General features: G+C 61.5%; 16 protein-coding genes. 6 read left to right on the top strand and 10 right to left on the bottom strand.

All coding sequences use genetic code 11. The annotated features are described in order from the left end of the window. Nucleotides 1-186: 186 nt before the first annotated feature. On the top strand, nucleotides 187-903 hold the full coding sequence (locus ACIO0C_RS09465; protein ID WP_401310740.1) for an alpha/beta hydrolase: 717 nt from the start codon (nucleotides 187-189) through the stop codon (nucleotides 901-903). Between the two features lie 3 nt (nucleotides 904-906). On the opposite strand, the gene ACIO0C_RS09460 is transcribed toward ACIO0C_RS09465, so the two are convergent. The 5 genes from ACIO0C_RS09460 to ACIO0C_RS09440 form a co-directional block, all read right to left on the bottom strand. After that, nucleotides 907-1,479, bottom strand: a complete 573-nt coding sequence (locus ACIO0C_RS09460; RefSeq protein WP_401310737.1) for a hypothetical protein — start codon at nucleotides 1,477-1,479, stop codon at nucleotides 907-909. 108 nt (nucleotides 1,480-1,587) lie between these two features. After that, nucleotides 1,588-1,914, bottom strand: a complete 327-nt coding sequence (locus tag ACIO0C_RS09455; protein WP_401310735.1) for a putative quinol monooxygenase — start codon at nucleotides 1,912-1,914, stop codon at nucleotides 1,588-1,590. A gap of 28 nt (nucleotides 1,915-1,942) precedes the next feature. Next, on the bottom strand, nucleotides 1,943-2,617 hold the full coding sequence (locus tag ACIO0C_RS09450) for a glutathione S-transferase family protein (RefSeq protein ID WP_401310733.1): 675 nt from the start codon (nucleotides 2,615-2,617) through the stop codon (nucleotides 1,943-1,945). 83 nt (nucleotides 2,618-2,700) lie between these two features. Beyond that, complete coding sequence (locus ACIO0C_RS09445) at nucleotides 2,701-3,489, bottom strand: hypothetical protein (protein ID WP_401310731.1); 789 nt, start codon at nucleotides 3,487-3,489, stop codon at nucleotides 2,701-2,703. A 114-nt stretch (nucleotides 3,490-3,603) separates the two neighbouring features. After that, complete coding sequence (locus ACIO0C_RS09440) at nucleotides 3,604-4,497, bottom strand: LysR family transcriptional regulator (protein WP_401310728.1); 894 nt, start codon at nucleotides 4,495-4,497, stop codon at nucleotides 3,604-3,606. Between the two features lie 63 nt (nucleotides 4,498-4,560). Between ACIO0C_RS09440 and ACIO0C_RS09435 the strand changes: the two genes are divergently transcribed. Further along, nucleotides 4,561-5,214: an NADPH-dependent F420 reductase gene (locus ACIO0C_RS09435; protein WP_401310725.1), complete on the top strand. Its 654-nt coding sequence runs from the start codon at nucleotides 4,561-4,563 to the stop codon at nucleotides 5,212-5,214. A 140-nt stretch (nucleotides 5,215-5,354) separates the two neighbouring features. Here ACIO0C_RS09435 and ACIO0C_RS09430 read toward each other — a convergent pair whose 3' ends face one another. Genes ACIO0C_RS09430 through ACIO0C_RS09420 form a run of 3 tightly spaced genes read right to left on the bottom strand, consistent with a single transcriptional unit; the run spans nucleotide 5,355 to nucleotide 7,948 of the window. Beyond that, nucleotides 5,355-6,536 carry an acetyl-CoA C-acetyltransferase gene (locus ACIO0C_RS09430; protein WP_401310722.1) on the bottom strand — a complete coding sequence of 394 codons (1,182 nt, stop codon included), beginning with the start codon at nucleotides 6,534-6,536 and terminating at the stop codon, nucleotides 5,355-5,357. 11 nt (nucleotides 6,537-6,547) lie between these two features. Continuing rightward, nucleotides 6,548-7,213 carry a CoA transferase subunit B gene (locus ACIO0C_RS09425; protein ID WP_401310719.1) on the bottom strand — a complete coding sequence of 222 codons (666 nt, stop codon included), beginning with the start codon at nucleotides 7,211-7,213 and terminating at the stop codon, nucleotides 6,548-6,550. 36 nt (nucleotides 7,214-7,249) lie between these two features. Then, nucleotides 7,250-7,948, bottom strand: coding sequence for a CoA transferase subunit A (locus ACIO0C_RS09420; protein ID WP_008063052.1), 699 nt, complete (start codon nucleotides 7,946-7,948; stop codon nucleotides 7,250-7,252). 141 nt (nucleotides 7,949-8,089) lie between these two features. On the opposite strand from ACIO0C_RS09420, the gene ACIO0C_RS09415 reads away from it, so the two are divergent. Continuing rightward, a complete protein-coding gene (locus tag ACIO0C_RS09415; RefSeq protein ID WP_401310716.1) occupies nucleotides 8,090-8,977 on the top strand; it encodes a LysR family transcriptional regulator in 888 nt (295 codons plus the stop codon). Between the two features lie 37 nt (nucleotides 8,978-9,014). Here the strand turns inward: ACIO0C_RS09415 and ACIO0C_RS09410 are convergent, their stop codons facing one another. Both ACIO0C_RS09410 and ACIO0C_RS09405 read right to left on the bottom strand, forming a co-directional pair. Further along, nucleotides 9,015-9,857 carry an NAD-dependent protein deacetylase gene (locus ACIO0C_RS09410; RefSeq protein ID WP_401310713.1) on the bottom strand — a complete coding sequence of 281 codons (843 nt, stop codon included), beginning with the start codon at nucleotides 9,855-9,857 and terminating at the stop codon, nucleotides 9,015-9,017. 28 nt (nucleotides 9,858-9,885) lie between these two features. Next, entirely contained in the window at nucleotides 9,886-10,932 is a 1,047-nt protein-coding gene (locus ACIO0C_RS09405) for a class I SAM-dependent methyltransferase (protein WP_401310711.1), read from the bottom strand. Between the two features lie 382 nt (nucleotides 10,933-11,314). Here ACIO0C_RS09405 and ACIO0C_RS09400 point away from each other — a divergent pair, with 382 nt between their 5' ends. The 3 genes from ACIO0C_RS09400 to ACIO0C_RS09390 all read left to right on the top strand — a co-directional run bounded on the left by ACIO0C_RS09400 (nucleotide 11,315) and on the right by ACIO0C_RS09390 (nucleotide 14,384). Beyond that, complete coding sequence (locus ACIO0C_RS09400) at nucleotides 11,315-12,649, top strand: acetamidase/formamidase family protein (RefSeq protein ID WP_401310708.1); 1,335 nt, start codon at nucleotides 11,315-11,317, stop codon at nucleotides 12,647-12,649. 144 nt (nucleotides 12,650-12,793) lie between these two features. After that, nucleotides 12,794-13,633 carry a DUF692 domain-containing protein gene (locus tag ACIO0C_RS09395; protein ID WP_401310706.1) on the top strand — a complete coding sequence of 280 codons (840 nt, stop codon included), beginning with the start codon at nucleotides 12,794-12,796 and terminating at the stop codon, nucleotides 13,631-13,633. Then, a complete protein-coding gene (locus ACIO0C_RS09390; protein ID WP_401310704.1) occupies nucleotides 13,626-14,384 on the top strand; it encodes a DUF2063 domain-containing protein in 759 nt (252 codons plus the stop codon). The genes ACIO0C_RS09395 and ACIO0C_RS09390 overlap by 8 nt, the downstream gene beginning before the upstream one ends. Nucleotides 14,385-14,389: the final 5 nt, after the last annotated feature.

Genomic DNA, 14,389 nt, shown 5'->3' with positions numbered 1-14,389 from the left:
TTGACGATCAAATTGCTCCTGCTCCCACTGGTACGCAGGAGTGGCAAAGTGCCGTGCACAGGGTTCTATACGAGGCTGTCAGGGGTAAATCAGACGTTTCCTTGTCTGGTGTAGGCCGATTCCGCAATCGCTCGAACGAAGGTGCTAGGCTCTGTCCCGAACCCTGCGCACGGTGAAGGAAGGTTTATGCTGAAGTTTCTCGCTCTGTTCACGCTGCTGGCATCCGCCGCTGTCCACGCTCAATCCCCCCTGCAAACCGATCTGCCACTCAAGTACCTGGAGCAGGCCAACCCCGACTCCCGCGAGCAGCCACTGGTGATTTTTCTCCACGGCTATGGCAGTAACGAGCAGGACCTGTTCGGCATCAAGGATGAGTTGCCCCGTGAGTACAACTACCTGTCCGTGCGTGCGCCGATGGTGATGCAAGAGGGGAGTTACCAGTGGTTTCGCAAGAAAGGCGAGGGTGCCTATAACGGCGAAACCGATGATCTGAAGGCCAGCGGCCAGTTGTTGCTGGATTTCGTCGTACAGGCGGCGAAGAAATATCAAACACAACCGGAGAAGGTGTTCCTGGTGGGTTTCAGCCAGGGCGCGATCATGTCCTATGAAGTCGCCCTGCGTCATCCCGAGGCGGTGGGCGGGATTGCCGCGTTGAGCGGGCGGATTCTGCCGGTGCTCCGGTCCGAGCTCAAACCGGATGAAAAACGCCAGTCACTGGCGATTTTCATCGGTCATGGCACGGCGGACCAGCGCCTTCCCTTGAGCGATGGCACCGAGGCCAACAGCCTGCTGCAAAGCGTGTCACTGGAACCCGAGTTCCACGCCTACCAGGGTGTTGGTCACAGCATCAGTGCCGAAGAACTGCAGGACTTGAGCGCCTGGCTGCAGCGCCGCAACCCCTGAGGCTTACTTGCCGCTGACGATCTGCTTGATCAGGGTTTCGTGGGCCGCCATGTCGCCGGGGCGGGAAATGACCTGGATCACGGTCATGTGGTTGCCCGAAGCCGCCATCAACGTGGTGTTGAGGGTCATGCCGCCGCCCTGGGTGGCGGTGCTGTCGACCTGGCGCACGCCCAGGCCTGTCGCCTTCAGGGTCAGGCTTTTTTCGCTGAGCTTGTTGTAGTCCGCCAGGGCCTTGTGTTGCGCCGCGTCGAAGTCGGCGGCGGTGCCGTCGAGAAATTCACCGTCGTTGTCCTTGACCTTGACGCCTTCGGGCAGGCTGTTCTGCGCGGCGATCACCACGGTCTTGGTGGTTTCATTGGCGTACATGGTGCCGCTTGCGCCCGTGGGGCTGGCGGGCAACGGGTTGGCAATGAAACCCTTGGCCAGGGTGAAGGTGAACTTGCCATCGAGCATCGAGACTTTCTGACCCTGCACCGTCTCTTTGGCAGGAGCCTTGGCCGCCTGCACATTCAACGCCCCCAGGCTGGCGGCCGCTGCCAGCAGCAGGACAACGGCTTTTTTACTCAACAGTGACATTCGAAAAACTCCAGGGATGGTCGCGCGGTGGGGGGCGATCATCCCATGGGGGCTGTGACGCATTCCAGTGCGGGCTAACGGACGGTCACTCCAAGGAGTCCAGCGCAGTCACACCCCCCGACGCACCGGATAGCTCTCGATCACATCCAGAAACTCGATTCGCCGTTCGCTGGCCAGCAGCTGCGGCAGCAGTTTTTCGTACTCCTGGCGATAGGGTTTGCTCAGGTGACGAGCGATGAAGTCTTCCTTGCTGCAGTTCCAGGTTTCGTAAAGCACCAGGGTGTTCGGCTCGTCCTGCAGCTGGTGCACCCAGGTATTGATGAAGTCCGGCTCGGCCGACATCTGGTGCACGACGTCCAGCAGCCGTTGCCTGGTTTCGGCGAAGCGTTCAGGTTTGGCCGGCAGGTACACGATAAACGCGACTTGATCACTCATTTCATCACCCTCGAATGTCGGGAACGGCTTACTGGGCCTGATTCTGCGGGAACAGGTTACGGCGGGTTTCTTCGTCGAATTCGGCCTTGAGCACAAGCTTCTCTTTCAAACCCAGAGCACGCTGGGCGGCCGGGCGAGCGCTGATTTCATCGAACAGGCGCTTGACGTTCGGGAAGGCCGCCAAGCCGTTTTCGCCGAGGATGTAGGGCGCGTAGTTGGCCCAGCCCCAGAGTGCCATGTCGGCGATGCTGTAGCTGTCGCCAGCCAGGTACTGATGGTCGGCCAGACGCTGGTCGAGCACACGATAGTGGCGTTCGACTTCCTTGAGGTAGCGATTTTTCGCGTAGGGCAGGTCTTCTGGAGCGTGATGCAGGAAATGCACGGCTTGGCCGCAAAACGGTGAAAGGCCGGTGGCGATGAACATCAGCCATGACAGCAGTTCGGCGTTGCCGGCAGCGCTGCTGGGCAGGAAACGCTGATGCTTGTGCGCCAGGTGCAGCAGGATGGCCTGGGAGTCGAAAACCGTCGCGTCGCCATCGACCAGGGCTGGAACCTTGGCGTTCGGATTGATCGCGAGGAAGGCTGGCAAGTGTTGCTCGCCCTTGAAAGTGTCGACGCCGATCAACTCATAAGGCGTTTGCAATTCTTCGAGCAACAGGGCGACTTTCATCGGGTTCGGCGAAGGATGGAAAAAGAATTTCATGGTGTAGGCCTCAGTCGGGAGTGGGTTGGAACTGAGGCTGATGGTGGGGCAAACCTGTTCGATTGACGTACAAGGATGTTGGGCTACTCGTTCGAAATTGTTGAACGGGTTGCCAGCGGAGCGGGTTTTGCCAGCAATCGTCTGGTGACGCCGAGCATGGCCACCGAGACTGCAACGCCAACACCGAAACCCATCATGCCCATGCTGGGCAAGGTCAGCGTCACGACCAGGCAGAAGGCGGAAAATGAATACATCCCGGTGGCCGTTGCCCGCAATAACGCGGCGGTAAACGCCGGGCCTCGGGTTTGTTGGGAGAACACCGCCATCACACTGCCAAGCACCGGGAACACGGCGAGCAGGCCGCTCCAGCGATCGCCAACGGTGCTGGCGAGCAAGGTGACAGCCAGGGTCAGCAAGGCGCCGGCGACCATTCGCAGCAGCAGTTTGTCGGACTTTGGCGCCGGTCCTGAAACGATCGGCTGCACTGCCGGGAACAAGTGCGGCGCGGCCAGCAGTGCCGTGGCGGCGGCAATCACCGAGAGCGGCAGCGATGGCGGGAGCAACGACAGGACCACGGCAACCAGGGCCCATACCAGTAGCGAGATCGTCAGTGCCAGCGGCCATCGTGCGCGTTGCGCGACCTGTGCATAGGTCACGCAGAAGGCAATCATCGCGAACATCGCCGACAGCGCTGCCATGGCCGACTGAGCGGCGAACGCCTGGCCTTGTTCGATGGCGAGGAACAACAAAATAGGCCCGACCACCACCGGCAACCCCGACAACCAACCCGCCACGCTTGGTCCCCAGCGTTTGCCAGCCAGGGAGATCAGCATCAGGAAGCCTGGGATGACCAGCAGTTTAAGCATCAACACGCGCACTTCTCCGACAGGTGTGTGCTGGCCACGGTAGCATTTTGCGAAGTTATTTGCTTTAAATGTGAGTTGGTTTTGTATACAAAGTGCGAGACAGGTATTGCTGAGCCTCCATCAGCGGGTAAACGCCTGCACCACAAAATCAATGAACGCCCGCGTCTTGGCCGGCATCAGCGTGCGGCTCGGGTAGTACAGCGAAATCGCCCCGGCATCTCCCTGCCAATCGGGCAACAGGTGCACCAGTTCGCCGCGCTGGATGTTCGGTTGCACATCGGACAGCACCAGCAACGTCACGCCCAATCCCAGCATGGCCGCCTCGCGCATGGCGGCGGGGTCGTTGAGCACGATGCTTTCGTTTAGGGTGGCCGGCATTTCATGGCCGGCGCCATCGCGCATGAGCCATTGTCGAATCTTCCCGGTGCGGCTGCCGCGCATCACGATCCCGGTGTGCCGGGCCAGGTCCGCCGGGGTAGCGGGCAGGCTGCGTTGCGCCAGATACGCCGGTGAGGCGACGGCCACCACGAGGGCCGGTGCCAGCGTTCGGGAGACGACACCCGGGGTCAATTCGAAACCACCGCCGATGGCGGCGTCGTAACCTTCGGCGATCAAGTCCACGGCGCGGTTTTCGAAATGCCATTCCGGGCGGATCAGCGGGTAGCGCGCCAGAAAGGCCGGCAGCAGCGGCAGGACATGGCCGATGCCGAACGTTGGCGCCAGGCTGACCTTGAGCACGCCTGCCGGCTCGCCCCGATCGGTGGTGACCGCGTTGATCGCCGCTTGCAGCGCCTCAAGGTTGCCGCCGATGCTGGCCAGGAACCGTTCCCCGGCCTCAGTCAGGGACAGCTTGCGGGTCGAGCGCTGGAACAGGCGAACGCCGATGTTGCGCTCCAGTATGGCCACGTTGCGGCTCACGGCGGCCGGGGTCAGCGCGAGCAAGCGGGCGGCGGCGGAAAAGCTTCCGGTTTCGGCACTGCGCACAAAAGATTCGAGGTTGGCGAGGGTTTCCATCGGTATGGACCTGATAGTAACGCTTGAAAATCATTCAAGGAATTACAGGCTAATCATACCCTAATGGCAAGCGCAGTATTCACTCCGACGACAACCCACTCGGAGCGACAAACCATGAACACCATCGGAATTATCGGCGCCGGCGCAATCGGCGCTGCATTCGCCAAAGCCCTTACACGTCAGGGCATTAACGTGGTCATCAGCAACAGTCGCGGCCCCGAAAGCCTGGCCTCGCTGGTGGCAGAACTCGGGCCAACCGCTCGCGCCGGTACCCGTGAAGAAGCGGCTGCCCAGCCCGTCGTGCTGGTGGCGGTGAACTGGTCGAAGTTGCCGACGGCACTGGCCGGCCTGCCGGATTTTGCCGGGCGGATCGTGATCGATGCCAATAATTCGATCGAAGCGCCGTCGTTCAAGGCATTGGACCTGCACGGACGCATGTCCAGTGAGGTGTTTGCCGAATGGGTACCGGGTGCGCGGGTGGTCAAGGCGTTCAATCACCTTCAGGCGCATTTGCTGGAAAGCGAACCGACAGCGGAAGGTGGGCGAAGGGTGCTGTTTTTCTCGGGCGACGACGCGCAGGCGAAGAGTCAGGTGGCGACGCTGATCGAGCGCCTGGGATTCTTCGGGATTGATCTTGGGGTGTTAAGCGTCGGTGCGCGACTGGTGCAGTTTCCCGGCGGGCCGCTGCCGGCGTTGAATCTGGTGAAGTTTGCCTGACCCCACTGCTCCTTGAAAGCAAAGCGCGCTTGCAGTTCTGCAAATGTGGAAACCCGGTGCGACGTGAATCGCACCGGGTGTTTTGCCAGGCGGTGGCGGATCTTCGTGGGTCCCCGCACCGACTGTTAAACGCTGTCGGCTTATGCCCGTTCGAGCGCCAGTGCCACACCCTGACCCCCACCGATGCACAGGGTGGCGAGGCCTTTCTTGGCGTCACGCTTGATCATTTCATGCAGCAGGGTCACCAGTACGCGGCACCCCGAGGCCCCGATCGGGTGGCCGAGGGCGATGGCGCCGCCGTTGACGTTGACCTTGTTCAAGTCCCATTCCAGGTCCTTGGCCACGGCCAGCGATTGTGCGGCGAAGGCTTCGTTGGCTTCAATCAGCTCAAGCTGGTCGATAGACCAGCCGGCCTTGTCCAGGCAGCGGCGAGTGGCCGACACCGGGCCGATGCCCATGATTGCCGGATCGACACCCGCGTTGGCGTAAGCGGCGATTTTCGCCAGTACCGGCAGGCCCAGGGCCTTGGCTTTTTCGGCGCTCATCAGGATCACTGCGGCGGCGCCGTCGTTGAGCGACGAAGCGTTGCCGGCGGTCACCGAACCGTCCTTCTTGAAGGCCGGCTTGAGCTTGCCCAGGGATTCGGTGGTGGTGCCGGCCCGTGGTTGCTCATCGGTGGCGAAGGACAGCGGATCGCCCTTGCGCTGGGGGATCAGGATCGGTGTGATTTCGTCAACGAAGCGCCCGGCTTCGATGGCAGCCACGGCTTTTTGCTGCGAGGCGGCGGCGAATGCGTCCTGCTGCTCGCGGCTCAGGCTGTATTTCTCGGCCAGGTTCTCGGCGGTGATGCCCATGTGGTAATCGTTGAACGCATCCCACAGGCCATCGCTGATCATGGTGTCGACGATTGGCGCGTTGCCCATGCGCAGGCCGGTGCGGGCACCTGGCATGACGTAGTTGGCCAGGCTCATGTTTTCCTGGCCACCGGCGATGATCACCTCGGCGTCGCCGCAACGGATCGCCTGGGCGCCCAGGTGCAGAGCCTTGAGGCCCGAACCACAGACTTTGTTCAGGGTCATGGCCGGCACGGCGAAGGGCAGGCCGGCCTTGATGGCTGCCTGGCGCGCAGGATTCTGCCCGGCGCCGGCGGTCAGGACCTGGCCCATGATCACTTCATCGACTTGCGCAGGGTCCAGGCCGGTTTGCGCCAGCAGCTGACGGATCACTGCAGCGCCCAGGTCAACGGCGGATACGCTGGCCAGGGAACCCTGGAAACTGCCGATCGCGGTGCGCGTGGCGGCAACAATGACGACTTCTTGCATGGAATGATTCCTCACAGGTCACCGAACTGCATTTCCGGCACGTGGTCCGGCACGATCAGTTTACCGGCAGTCTTGGCAACGATCTCTTCGACGCTGACACCCGGTGCACGTTCTTTGAGAATGAACGCGCCGTTTTCGATTTCCAGGTAAGCCAGGTCAGTCAGCACGCGCTTGATGCACCCGGCGCCGGTCAGCGGCAGGCTGCATTGGGACAGCAGCTTGGACTCACCGTCCTTGGACGCGTGGGTCATGATGACGATGATGTTGTCGGCACCGGCCACCAGGTCCATGGCGCCGCCCATACCCTTTACCAGTTTGCCGGGAATCATCCACGAGGCGATGTTGCCTTGCACGTCCACTTCAAAGGCGCCCAGCACGGTCAGGTCGACGTGGCCACCACGGATCATCGCGAAGGATTCGGCCGAGGAAAAGATCGATGCGCCGATACGGGCGGTCACGGTCTGTTTGCCGGCGTTGATCATGTCGGCATCGATGGTGTCTTCCGTAGGAAAAGGACCCATGCCAAGCAGGCCGTTTTCCGACTGCAGCATGACTTCCATGCCTTCAGGGATATAGTTGGCGACCAGGGTCGGAATGCCGATGCCCAGGTTTACGTAGAAGCCGTCCTGCATTTCGCGGGCGACGCGTTGAGCCATTTGTTCGCGGGAAAGTGCCATTGTTGTTATTCCTTCATTCGGTCCGGGGGCAGGGGATCACTTACGTACGGTGCGCTGTTCGATGCGCTTCTCGAACGTGCCGCAGATGATCCGGTCGACATAGATGCCAGGGGTGTGGATCTGCGCCGGGTCCAGCTCGCCGGGTTCGACGATTTCTTCGACTTCGACCACGGTGATCTTGCCGGCGGTGGCGGCCAGCGGGTTGAAGTTCTGGGCGGTGTGGCGATAGATCACGTTACCGAAATGGTCGGCTTTCCAGCCTTTGACGATGGCGAAGTCACCGGTGATGGATTCTTCCATCAGGTACTTGCGACCATGGAATTCGCGCACTTCCTTGCCGTCGGCAACCGGAGTGCCCACGCCGGTGGCGGTGAAGAAGGCCGGGATGCCGGCGCCGCCTGCGCGCATTTTTTCAGCGAGGGTGCCTTGCGGGGTCAGGATGACTTCGATTTCGCCTTTGAGCAGTTGCTCTTCGAACAGCTTGTTTTCGCCGACGTAGGAAGCCACCACTTTACTGATCTGGCGGTCGGTCAGCAGCACGCCGAGGCCGAAACCGTCGACGCCGCAGTTGTTGGAAACGACGGTGAGGTCGCGTGTGCCTTTGCGCTTGATCTCGTTGATCAGGTTCTCCGGGATCCCGCACAGGCCGAAGCCGCCTGCGATCACGGTCATGCCGTCTTCAAGACCTGCCAGGGCTTCCTCGTAGGAACTCACGCGCTTGTCGAAACCTGCCATATGCACCTCTTTTATTCTTTGTGGGCGGCTGGCTAGCCGAATGGGATTGAGTGTCGCGCTACAGGATTAATTTGTTAAGTTGATTTTTAATGTTGATTAATTGATAAAACTCAACAATCTAATGATTTGGAGACAACGACCATGACAGTCAAGCAGATCCGCGCCTTCCTGGCTGTGGCCCAAAGCCTGAGTTTTGCCGTGGCCTGCGAGCGCCTGCACCTGTCGCAATCGGCCTTGAGCCTGACCATCAAGGCGCTGGAAGAAGGCCTGGGTGGGCGTCTGTTCACCCGCAACACACGCAACGTCGCGCTGACTGCCGAGGGTGAATCGCTGGTCCCGCTGGCGCGCCGCCTGATCGCCGACTGGGATAACGCCGAGGACGAGATGCGTCAGCGCTTCACCCTGCAGCGCGGTCGCGTGACCCTGGCGGCCATGCCGTCGTTCGCCGGCAACCTGCTGCCGCCAATCCTCAAGACATTCCGCGTGCGCTATCCGAAAGTCAACGTCACGGTCAACGACGTGATCAACGAGCAGGTGCTGGAAATGGTCCGTGATCGCCAGGTGGAACTGGGTGTGGCCTTCGAGCCGACCATGAGTTCATCGCTGCAATTCACGCCGTTGTACATGGATCGCTTCGTGGCGGTGGTGCCCCAGGATTCACCGCTGGTCGAACTCGATGAAATCGACTGGCGGACGTTGCTCAAGGAACCGTTCATTACCTTGCAGCGTCCGTCGACAGTGCGGGTGATGCTGGAAGAGCATTTGCAGGCCCGGGGCATGAAGTTGCCGGTGGAGTTTGAAAGCCATCAATTGGCGACGGTCGGTCGGATGGTCGCCAGCGGGTTGGGCGTGAGCGCGGTGCCGGCCCTGTGCGCGGGGCAGATGCGTGAACTAGGGGCGCATTGTATTACCTTGCGCGACCCAGTGGTGGAGCGGGCCATCGGTGTGCTGACCTTGCCGGGAGGGGAACTGTCGGCGGCGGCGCAGGCGTTGTTTGATGTGCTCAAGGCGCAGGATTTTGCCGTGTAGAGTCTGATCGTTCCCACGCAGAGCGTGGGAACGATCTTCAGCCTGCCAGGCGCTGTGCCAGCAACGGCAGCAACTGCTCGCACGACCCCTCGATCTTCAAATTTAGCATGTCATCCGCCCGGGTCTTGCCCAGGTTGATCGCCAGCAACGGTTTGCCCTGATCCACCACCGCGCGGCACAGACGAAACGCCGAGTAGGCCATCAGCGACGAGCCGACGACCAGTAACCCTGCTGCCTTTTCCACCGCAGCCATCGCTTTGGCGGCCGTCTCCTGGGCGACGTTCTCGCCAAAAAACACCACGTCCGGCTTCATCCGCGCGCCAGAGCAGTGGGGGCAATGCGGGACCTGGAAGCGTCCTTCGAAGGCGGGGTCCAGCAGGGTATCGCCATCCGGCGCCTGTACAGCGTCGACGCCGGCCAGATACGGGTTTTGTGCTTCCATCAGATGCTGGATCGAATCGCGCAAACTGCGTTTTCCGCAGTCCAGGCACAACACCTGGTGCAGGCTGCCATGCAGTTCGATCACGTCATGGCTGCCGGCCTGGTCGTGCAAGGTATCGACGTTCTGGGTGATCAGTCCGCTGATTTGCCGATTGCTTTGCAAGCGGGCCAGGGTGTCGTGGGCCACGTTCGGTTGCGCCTGGCGCACTCGCGGCCAGCCGAGCATCGCCCGCGCCCAATAGCGCCGTCGGGATTCGGGCGCCGAGAGAAATTCCTGATACATCATGGGCTGACGGCCTCGGCGCACGCCCTGATTGTCGCGATAGTCCGCAATGCCCGACGGGGTACTGATACCGGCGCCGGTGAGGACCGCGAACGGCTCGTCGGCCATTAACTGCCGGAGGCGATCGAGCTGTTCGTGGATGAGGCTGTCGAGCATGGTCAACACTCCTACAAGGGCGGGGTGTTTATTTGCGTGCCTCCAGGATGAGGTTGAACGGCGTCTGCGTAGCCCGGCGGAAACTCGAGAACCCGGCCTCGCTGAACACCTTGCGCAACCGCGCTTCGCCTGCCTGGGCGCCAAGCCCGAGACCGACTTCCTGGGACAGCGAGTTGGGCGTGCAGATGAAGGTCGAGGCGGCGTAGAACAACCGGCCGACCGGGGTGATGTTGTCGTCCAGCGAGTCATTGGCGAACGGCTCCACCAGCAATACCGTGCCGTCCGGCTTCAACGACTCGTAGGCATGTTTGGCCGCGCCCACCGGGTCGCCCATGTCGTGCAGGCAGTCGAAGTAGCAGACCAGGTCATAGTCATCGCCGGGATAGCTCTTGGCCGTACCCTGGAAGAACCGAGCGCGGCCGGACACGCCACCTTCCTCGGCGCGCTGGGTGGCGACGGTGACTGAAGGCGCGTGGTAGTCGAAACCGACGAACCGCGAGTTTGGGTACGCCTGGGCCATGATCACCGTCGACGCGCCATGACCGCAGCCGATGTCGGCGACTTTGGCGCCTTCCGTAAGTTTTTCCACCACGCCGTCCAGGGCCGGCAACCATTCGGCGATCAGGTGCGCCTTGTAGCCGGGGCGGAAGAAGCGTTCGGTGCCGCTGAACATGCACGGATGGTGATCGCCCCAGGCCAGGCCGCCGTTGCCGCGCATGGCCTTGACCAGTTTGTCCTTGTCATGGAAGAACGACGCGACCACGCCGATGCCGCCGGCGATATAGACCGGCGAGTCTTCGACGGCCAGTGCCAGGGCTTGTTCTTCGGGCAGACGGAATTGACCGTCGCTGTGTTCCATGTAGCCGGAAGCTGCGTGGGCGCTGAGCCATTCGCGCACCAGGCGAGGGTTGCAGCCGGTCTTCTCGGCGAGGGCTTCGGGCTTGATTGGTTGGCTGTCGGCCATGGCCCGGTACAGGCCAAGTTCTTCACCGAGGATGACGTTGGCCAGCATCGCCGCGCCGCCCATGTCACCCACCAGTTTGCCCATGAAATCGTTGAGTCTGGCCTCGTCCATCACGTGTGCTCCTTTTGCAGGATCAGGGTCCAGTGGCAGTGTTTAGCGAGGCGTTCGCCCCTGGGCGGTGGTCGTGGGAATGGACAGGACGATGACTCGTCCTGTGTGCGTTAAGTTTAGTTCGCTGGTCGAAAGCCGCTTCTCTAGGCGACGAAGGTCCCACAGGGATAGTGTTCGGCAGTCACTGCGCATGTATCCCAATGTATCCAGGCAGCCTCTCGATACAGTCCCCCTCAATTCCAGGCCACCCTCGAACACAGAGCAGATACAAACCTGCGATGAACTGTGAAGACCGTTTGACTCCTGCAAAACCGAGGGTCAGCGCTACTTCCAGGTCGTCGCAGCAGGCGGCCATTCGCTCCTGACATCGAAGGGGATAACAATGACAACGCTTGTGCCTCAACCCAATCTCAACGCCACGCCGGTCAATCGCCTGCGGGTCGATCGCTACACCAACGGCATCATTGGCCCGAGTCAGCCGATGCTCGGCCCGCTGGCCGACGGCGGCACCCTGATCACTGGTACGCCGCCAGGTTGCTGGGGGCCGATGATCACGCCCGCTTTCGAGGGCGGCCATGAAGTGACGCAACCGGTGGCCATCGCCGGGGCGCAAATCGGCGATGCCGTGGCGATCAAGATCAACAGCATGCGCGTCACGTCGCTGGCCACTTCGTCCGGGGTCATGAGCTTCGTCGAGGGGCGCTACAACGGCGATCCGTTCGTCTCCAAGTTCTGCGCCAAGTGCGGTACCGAGCATCCGGCCAGCCATGTCGAAGGCATTGGCGAGGACGCGATTCGCTGCAACCACTGTGGCGCCGAGGTCAGCGCGTTTCGCTTCAGCCATGGCTATGTGATCGTGTTCGACGCGCAGAACCAGGTCAGCCTGACAGTCAACCAGGACATCGCCAACCGATTGGCCGGCAAAGCGTCCGAGATGTCGGCGCTGCCGGAATTCGCCGCGCAACATTCGATCCTGTCCCTGGCCCGCGCTGATATTCCCGGTGTCGCCGCGCACATGCGACCGTTCCTGGGCAACATCGGCACACTGCCTTCGCGCGACTTGCCCGACTCGCACAACTGCGCTGATTTCGGCCAATACCTGATCAATGCCCCGCACCGTTTCGGCATGACCCGCGAAGAACTGCACGCGGCCAAGACCGACGGCCACATGGACACCAACTCGGTCCGCGAAGGCTGTGTGCTGATCTGCCCGGTGAAAGTGCCCGGCGCGGGTGTGTACATGGGTGATATGCATGCGCAGCAGGGCAACGGCGAGATCGCCGGGCACGCCACCGATTGCTCCGGGGAAACCGAGGTGGTGGTGCAAGTGGTTAAAAACCTGACCCTGGAAGGGCCGATCCTCCTGCAAAACCTCGACGACCTGCCGCCGATGGCCCGGCCCATGAATGCCGAACAGCGGGCCAGCGTCCGCGCACTGGGCGAGCGTTGGGGCCAGCACGAGATCGAACAGAGCGGCCCGATCACCTTCATCGGCAGCGGCGAGAACCTCAACCTGGCGGTGGAGAACGGCTTGGCGCGCGCTGCCGCCGTCACCGGTCTGCCTTATGACGAAGTGCTCAATCGCGCCACCATCACCGGTTCCATCGACATCAGTCGCCTGCCAGGTACTGTGCGCGTGACATTCCTGTGCCCGATGGATGTGCTCGACCGAATGGGCATCGGCCATCTGGTGCGCGAGAAGTACGACCTGGCGTAATGCCCGGATGCGGGTTTGTACCAGAGTGTGTACAGACCCGCTGCCGATACACAGCTAGCCGTTTTCTGTTAGCACGCCACACAGACCCGATACATCCCTTCGATTAAATGTGATGACGTTCTGACAACCCTTGGAATCGACATCATGCAAACCCCTGCCACATCAGCCAAGGCCAGCGCCGGGCTCGGCCTGCGTCGCGGTTTAATCAAGGACCTGCTGGCCGCCCCGGCCGGTCATTTCGACTTTCTCGAAGTCGCGCCAGAGAACTGGATCGGCATCGGCGGTGCCCATGGCGCGGCGTTGCGAACCCTGGCCGAGCGCTATCCGTTGTCCTGTCATGGCTTGTCCCTGTCCCTGGGCGGGCCATCGCCGCTGGATGTGGAATTTCTGCAGCAAGTGCGGGTTTTCCTCGACCACCACAACGTGCCGCTGTACAGCGAGCACCTGAGCTATTGCAGCGATGACGGTCACCTGTATGACCTGTTGCCGTTGCCCTTTACCGAAGAAGCGGTGCATCACGTCGCCGCGCGCATCCGTCAGGCCCAGGACATTCTCGGCCGCCGCCTGGCGGTGGAAAACGTCTCCTACTACGCAGCACCGCAGCAGGACATGGACGAAGTGACCTTCACCAACGCCGTGCTAAGCGAAGCCGATTGCGACCTGTTGCTGGACGTCAACAATGTGTTCGTCAACTCGATCAACCATGGTTTCGACCCGCGTGCTTTCCTGGATCGGATCGATGCTAACCGTGTGGTGGCCATGCACATTGCCGGACATTTCGATGAGTCCGATACCTTGAAAATCGATACCCATGGCGCTTCGGTCAAGCCAGCGGTGTGGTCGTTGCTGGCCCAGGCCTATGCCCGATTCGGCGCGCAACCGACCTTGCTCGAGCGTGATTTCAACTTTCCGGCGTTTTCCGAACTGGTCGCCGAGTTGCAGACCATTCGCCGGTTACAAACCGCGGAGGTGTACCGTGGCTAAGCGCTCGCTGCATGAACAGCAAAACAGCATGGGCCGGTATCTGCGCGACCCCGAACGCTACGCGCCACCGCCGGAAATGGACCCGGCACGGGCCCAGGTTTATCGCGACCTGGTGTTCGCCAACCTGTCGTCGTTGATCAGCGGCACTTTTCCAGTGCTGGTGAAGATTCTCGACGACGAGCAATGGCGGGCACTGGTGCGGATGTTCCTGCGCGACTACCGCGCCCACACCCCCAAATTCGGCGAAATCGCCGAGGAGTTCATCGACTTCCTCGCCTCTGAACCCCCGGCGCTGGCCGCAGGCAAGTGGCCGCCGTTCATAGTCGAACTGGCGCACTACGAATGGGTGGAAATGGCCCTGCAACAATCCGAGGCCGAGCCGTTGCCCCGCGGCGATGCCGATGGGTTGTTGAATCGTCCACTGCAGGTTTCGCCTTTGGCCTGGCCCTTGGCGTATGCCTGGCCAGTGCAGCGGGTGGGGCCGGATTATCTGCCGGATGTCATGCCGGATCAGCCGACGCTGTTGTTGGTGCGTCGGGACCTGGATTTCAGTGTGAAGTTTTCTGAATTGAGTCCATTGGCCTTTCGGTTGTTGCAGCGCATCGAGGCGTTTCCCGGGCAGACCGGACTTACGCAGCTGCAGGGATTGGCGGCGGAGGCGGGGATGACGGAATCTGTGGCGTTTATGGATAGCGGGCTGGGGTTGTTGCAGCAGATGCAGGGGGAAGGGGTCGTAGGCGTCGTTTCTTGAACACT

This window comes from Pseudomonas sp. NPDC087336, assembly GCF_044744285.1.
Classification (GTDB): Bacteria; Pseudomonadota; Gammaproteobacteria; order Pseudomonadales; family Pseudomonadaceae; genus Aquipseudomonas.
The sequence above is the reverse complement of the archived record's forward strand: the minus strand, read 5'-3'. Positions and strand labels throughout refer to the sequence as shown.

Bases quoted from the DNA above. Each gene is read 5' to 3' on its own strand.
- ACIO0C_RS09465 (WP_401310740.1), top strand. From the start codon at position 187: ATGCTGAAGTTTCTCGCTCTGTTCACGCTGCTGGCATCCGCCGCTGTC.
- ACIO0C_RS09460 (WP_401310737.1), bottom strand. From the start codon at position 1,479: ATGTCACTGTTGAGTAAAAAAGCCGTTGTCCTGCTGCTGGCAGCGGCC.
- ACIO0C_RS09455 (WP_401310735.1), bottom strand. From the start codon at position 1,914: ATGAGTGATCAAGTCGCGTTTATCGTGTACCTGCCGGCCAAACCTGAA.
- ACIO0C_RS09450 (WP_401310733.1), bottom strand. From the start codon at position 2,617: ATGAAATTCTTTTTCCATCCTTCGCCGAACCCGATGAAAGTCGCCCTG.
- ACIO0C_RS09440 (WP_401310728.1), bottom strand. From the start codon at position 4,497: ATGGAAACCCTCGCCAACCTCGAATCTTTTGTGCGCAGTGCCGAAACC.
- ACIO0C_RS09435 (WP_401310725.1), top strand. From the start codon at position 4,561: ATGGCAAGCGCAGTATTCACTCCGACGACAACCCACTCGGAGCGACAA.
- ACIO0C_RS09430 (WP_401310722.1), bottom strand. From the start codon at position 6,536: ATGCAAGAAGTCGTCATTGTTGCCGCCACGCGCACCGCGATCGGCAGT.
- ACIO0C_RS09425 (WP_401310719.1), bottom strand. From the start codon at position 7,213: ATGGCACTTTCCCGCGAACAAATGGCTCAACGCGTCGCCCGCGAAATG.
- ACIO0C_RS09420 (WP_008063052.1), bottom strand. From the start codon at position 7,948: ATGGCAGGTTTCGACAAGCGCGTGAGTTCCTACGAGGAAGCCCTGGCA.
- ACIO0C_RS09415 (WP_401310716.1), top strand. From the start codon at position 8,090: ATGACAGTCAAGCAGATCCGCGCCTTCCTGGCTGTGGCCCAAAGCCTG.
- ACIO0C_RS09410 (WP_401310713.1), bottom strand. From the start codon at position 9,857: ATGCTCGACAGCCTCATCCACGAACAGCTCGATCGCCTCCGGCAGTTA.
- ACIO0C_RS09405 (WP_401310711.1), bottom strand. From the start codon at position 10,932: ATGGACGAGGCCAGACTCAACGATTTCATGGGCAAACTGGTGGGTGAC.
- ACIO0C_RS09400 (WP_401310708.1), top strand. From the start codon at position 11,315: ATGACAACGCTTGTGCCTCAACCCAATCTCAACGCCACGCCGGTCAAT.
- ACIO0C_RS09395 (WP_401310706.1), top strand. From the start codon at position 12,794: ATGCAAACCCCTGCCACATCAGCCAAGGCCAGCGCCGGGCTCGGCCTG.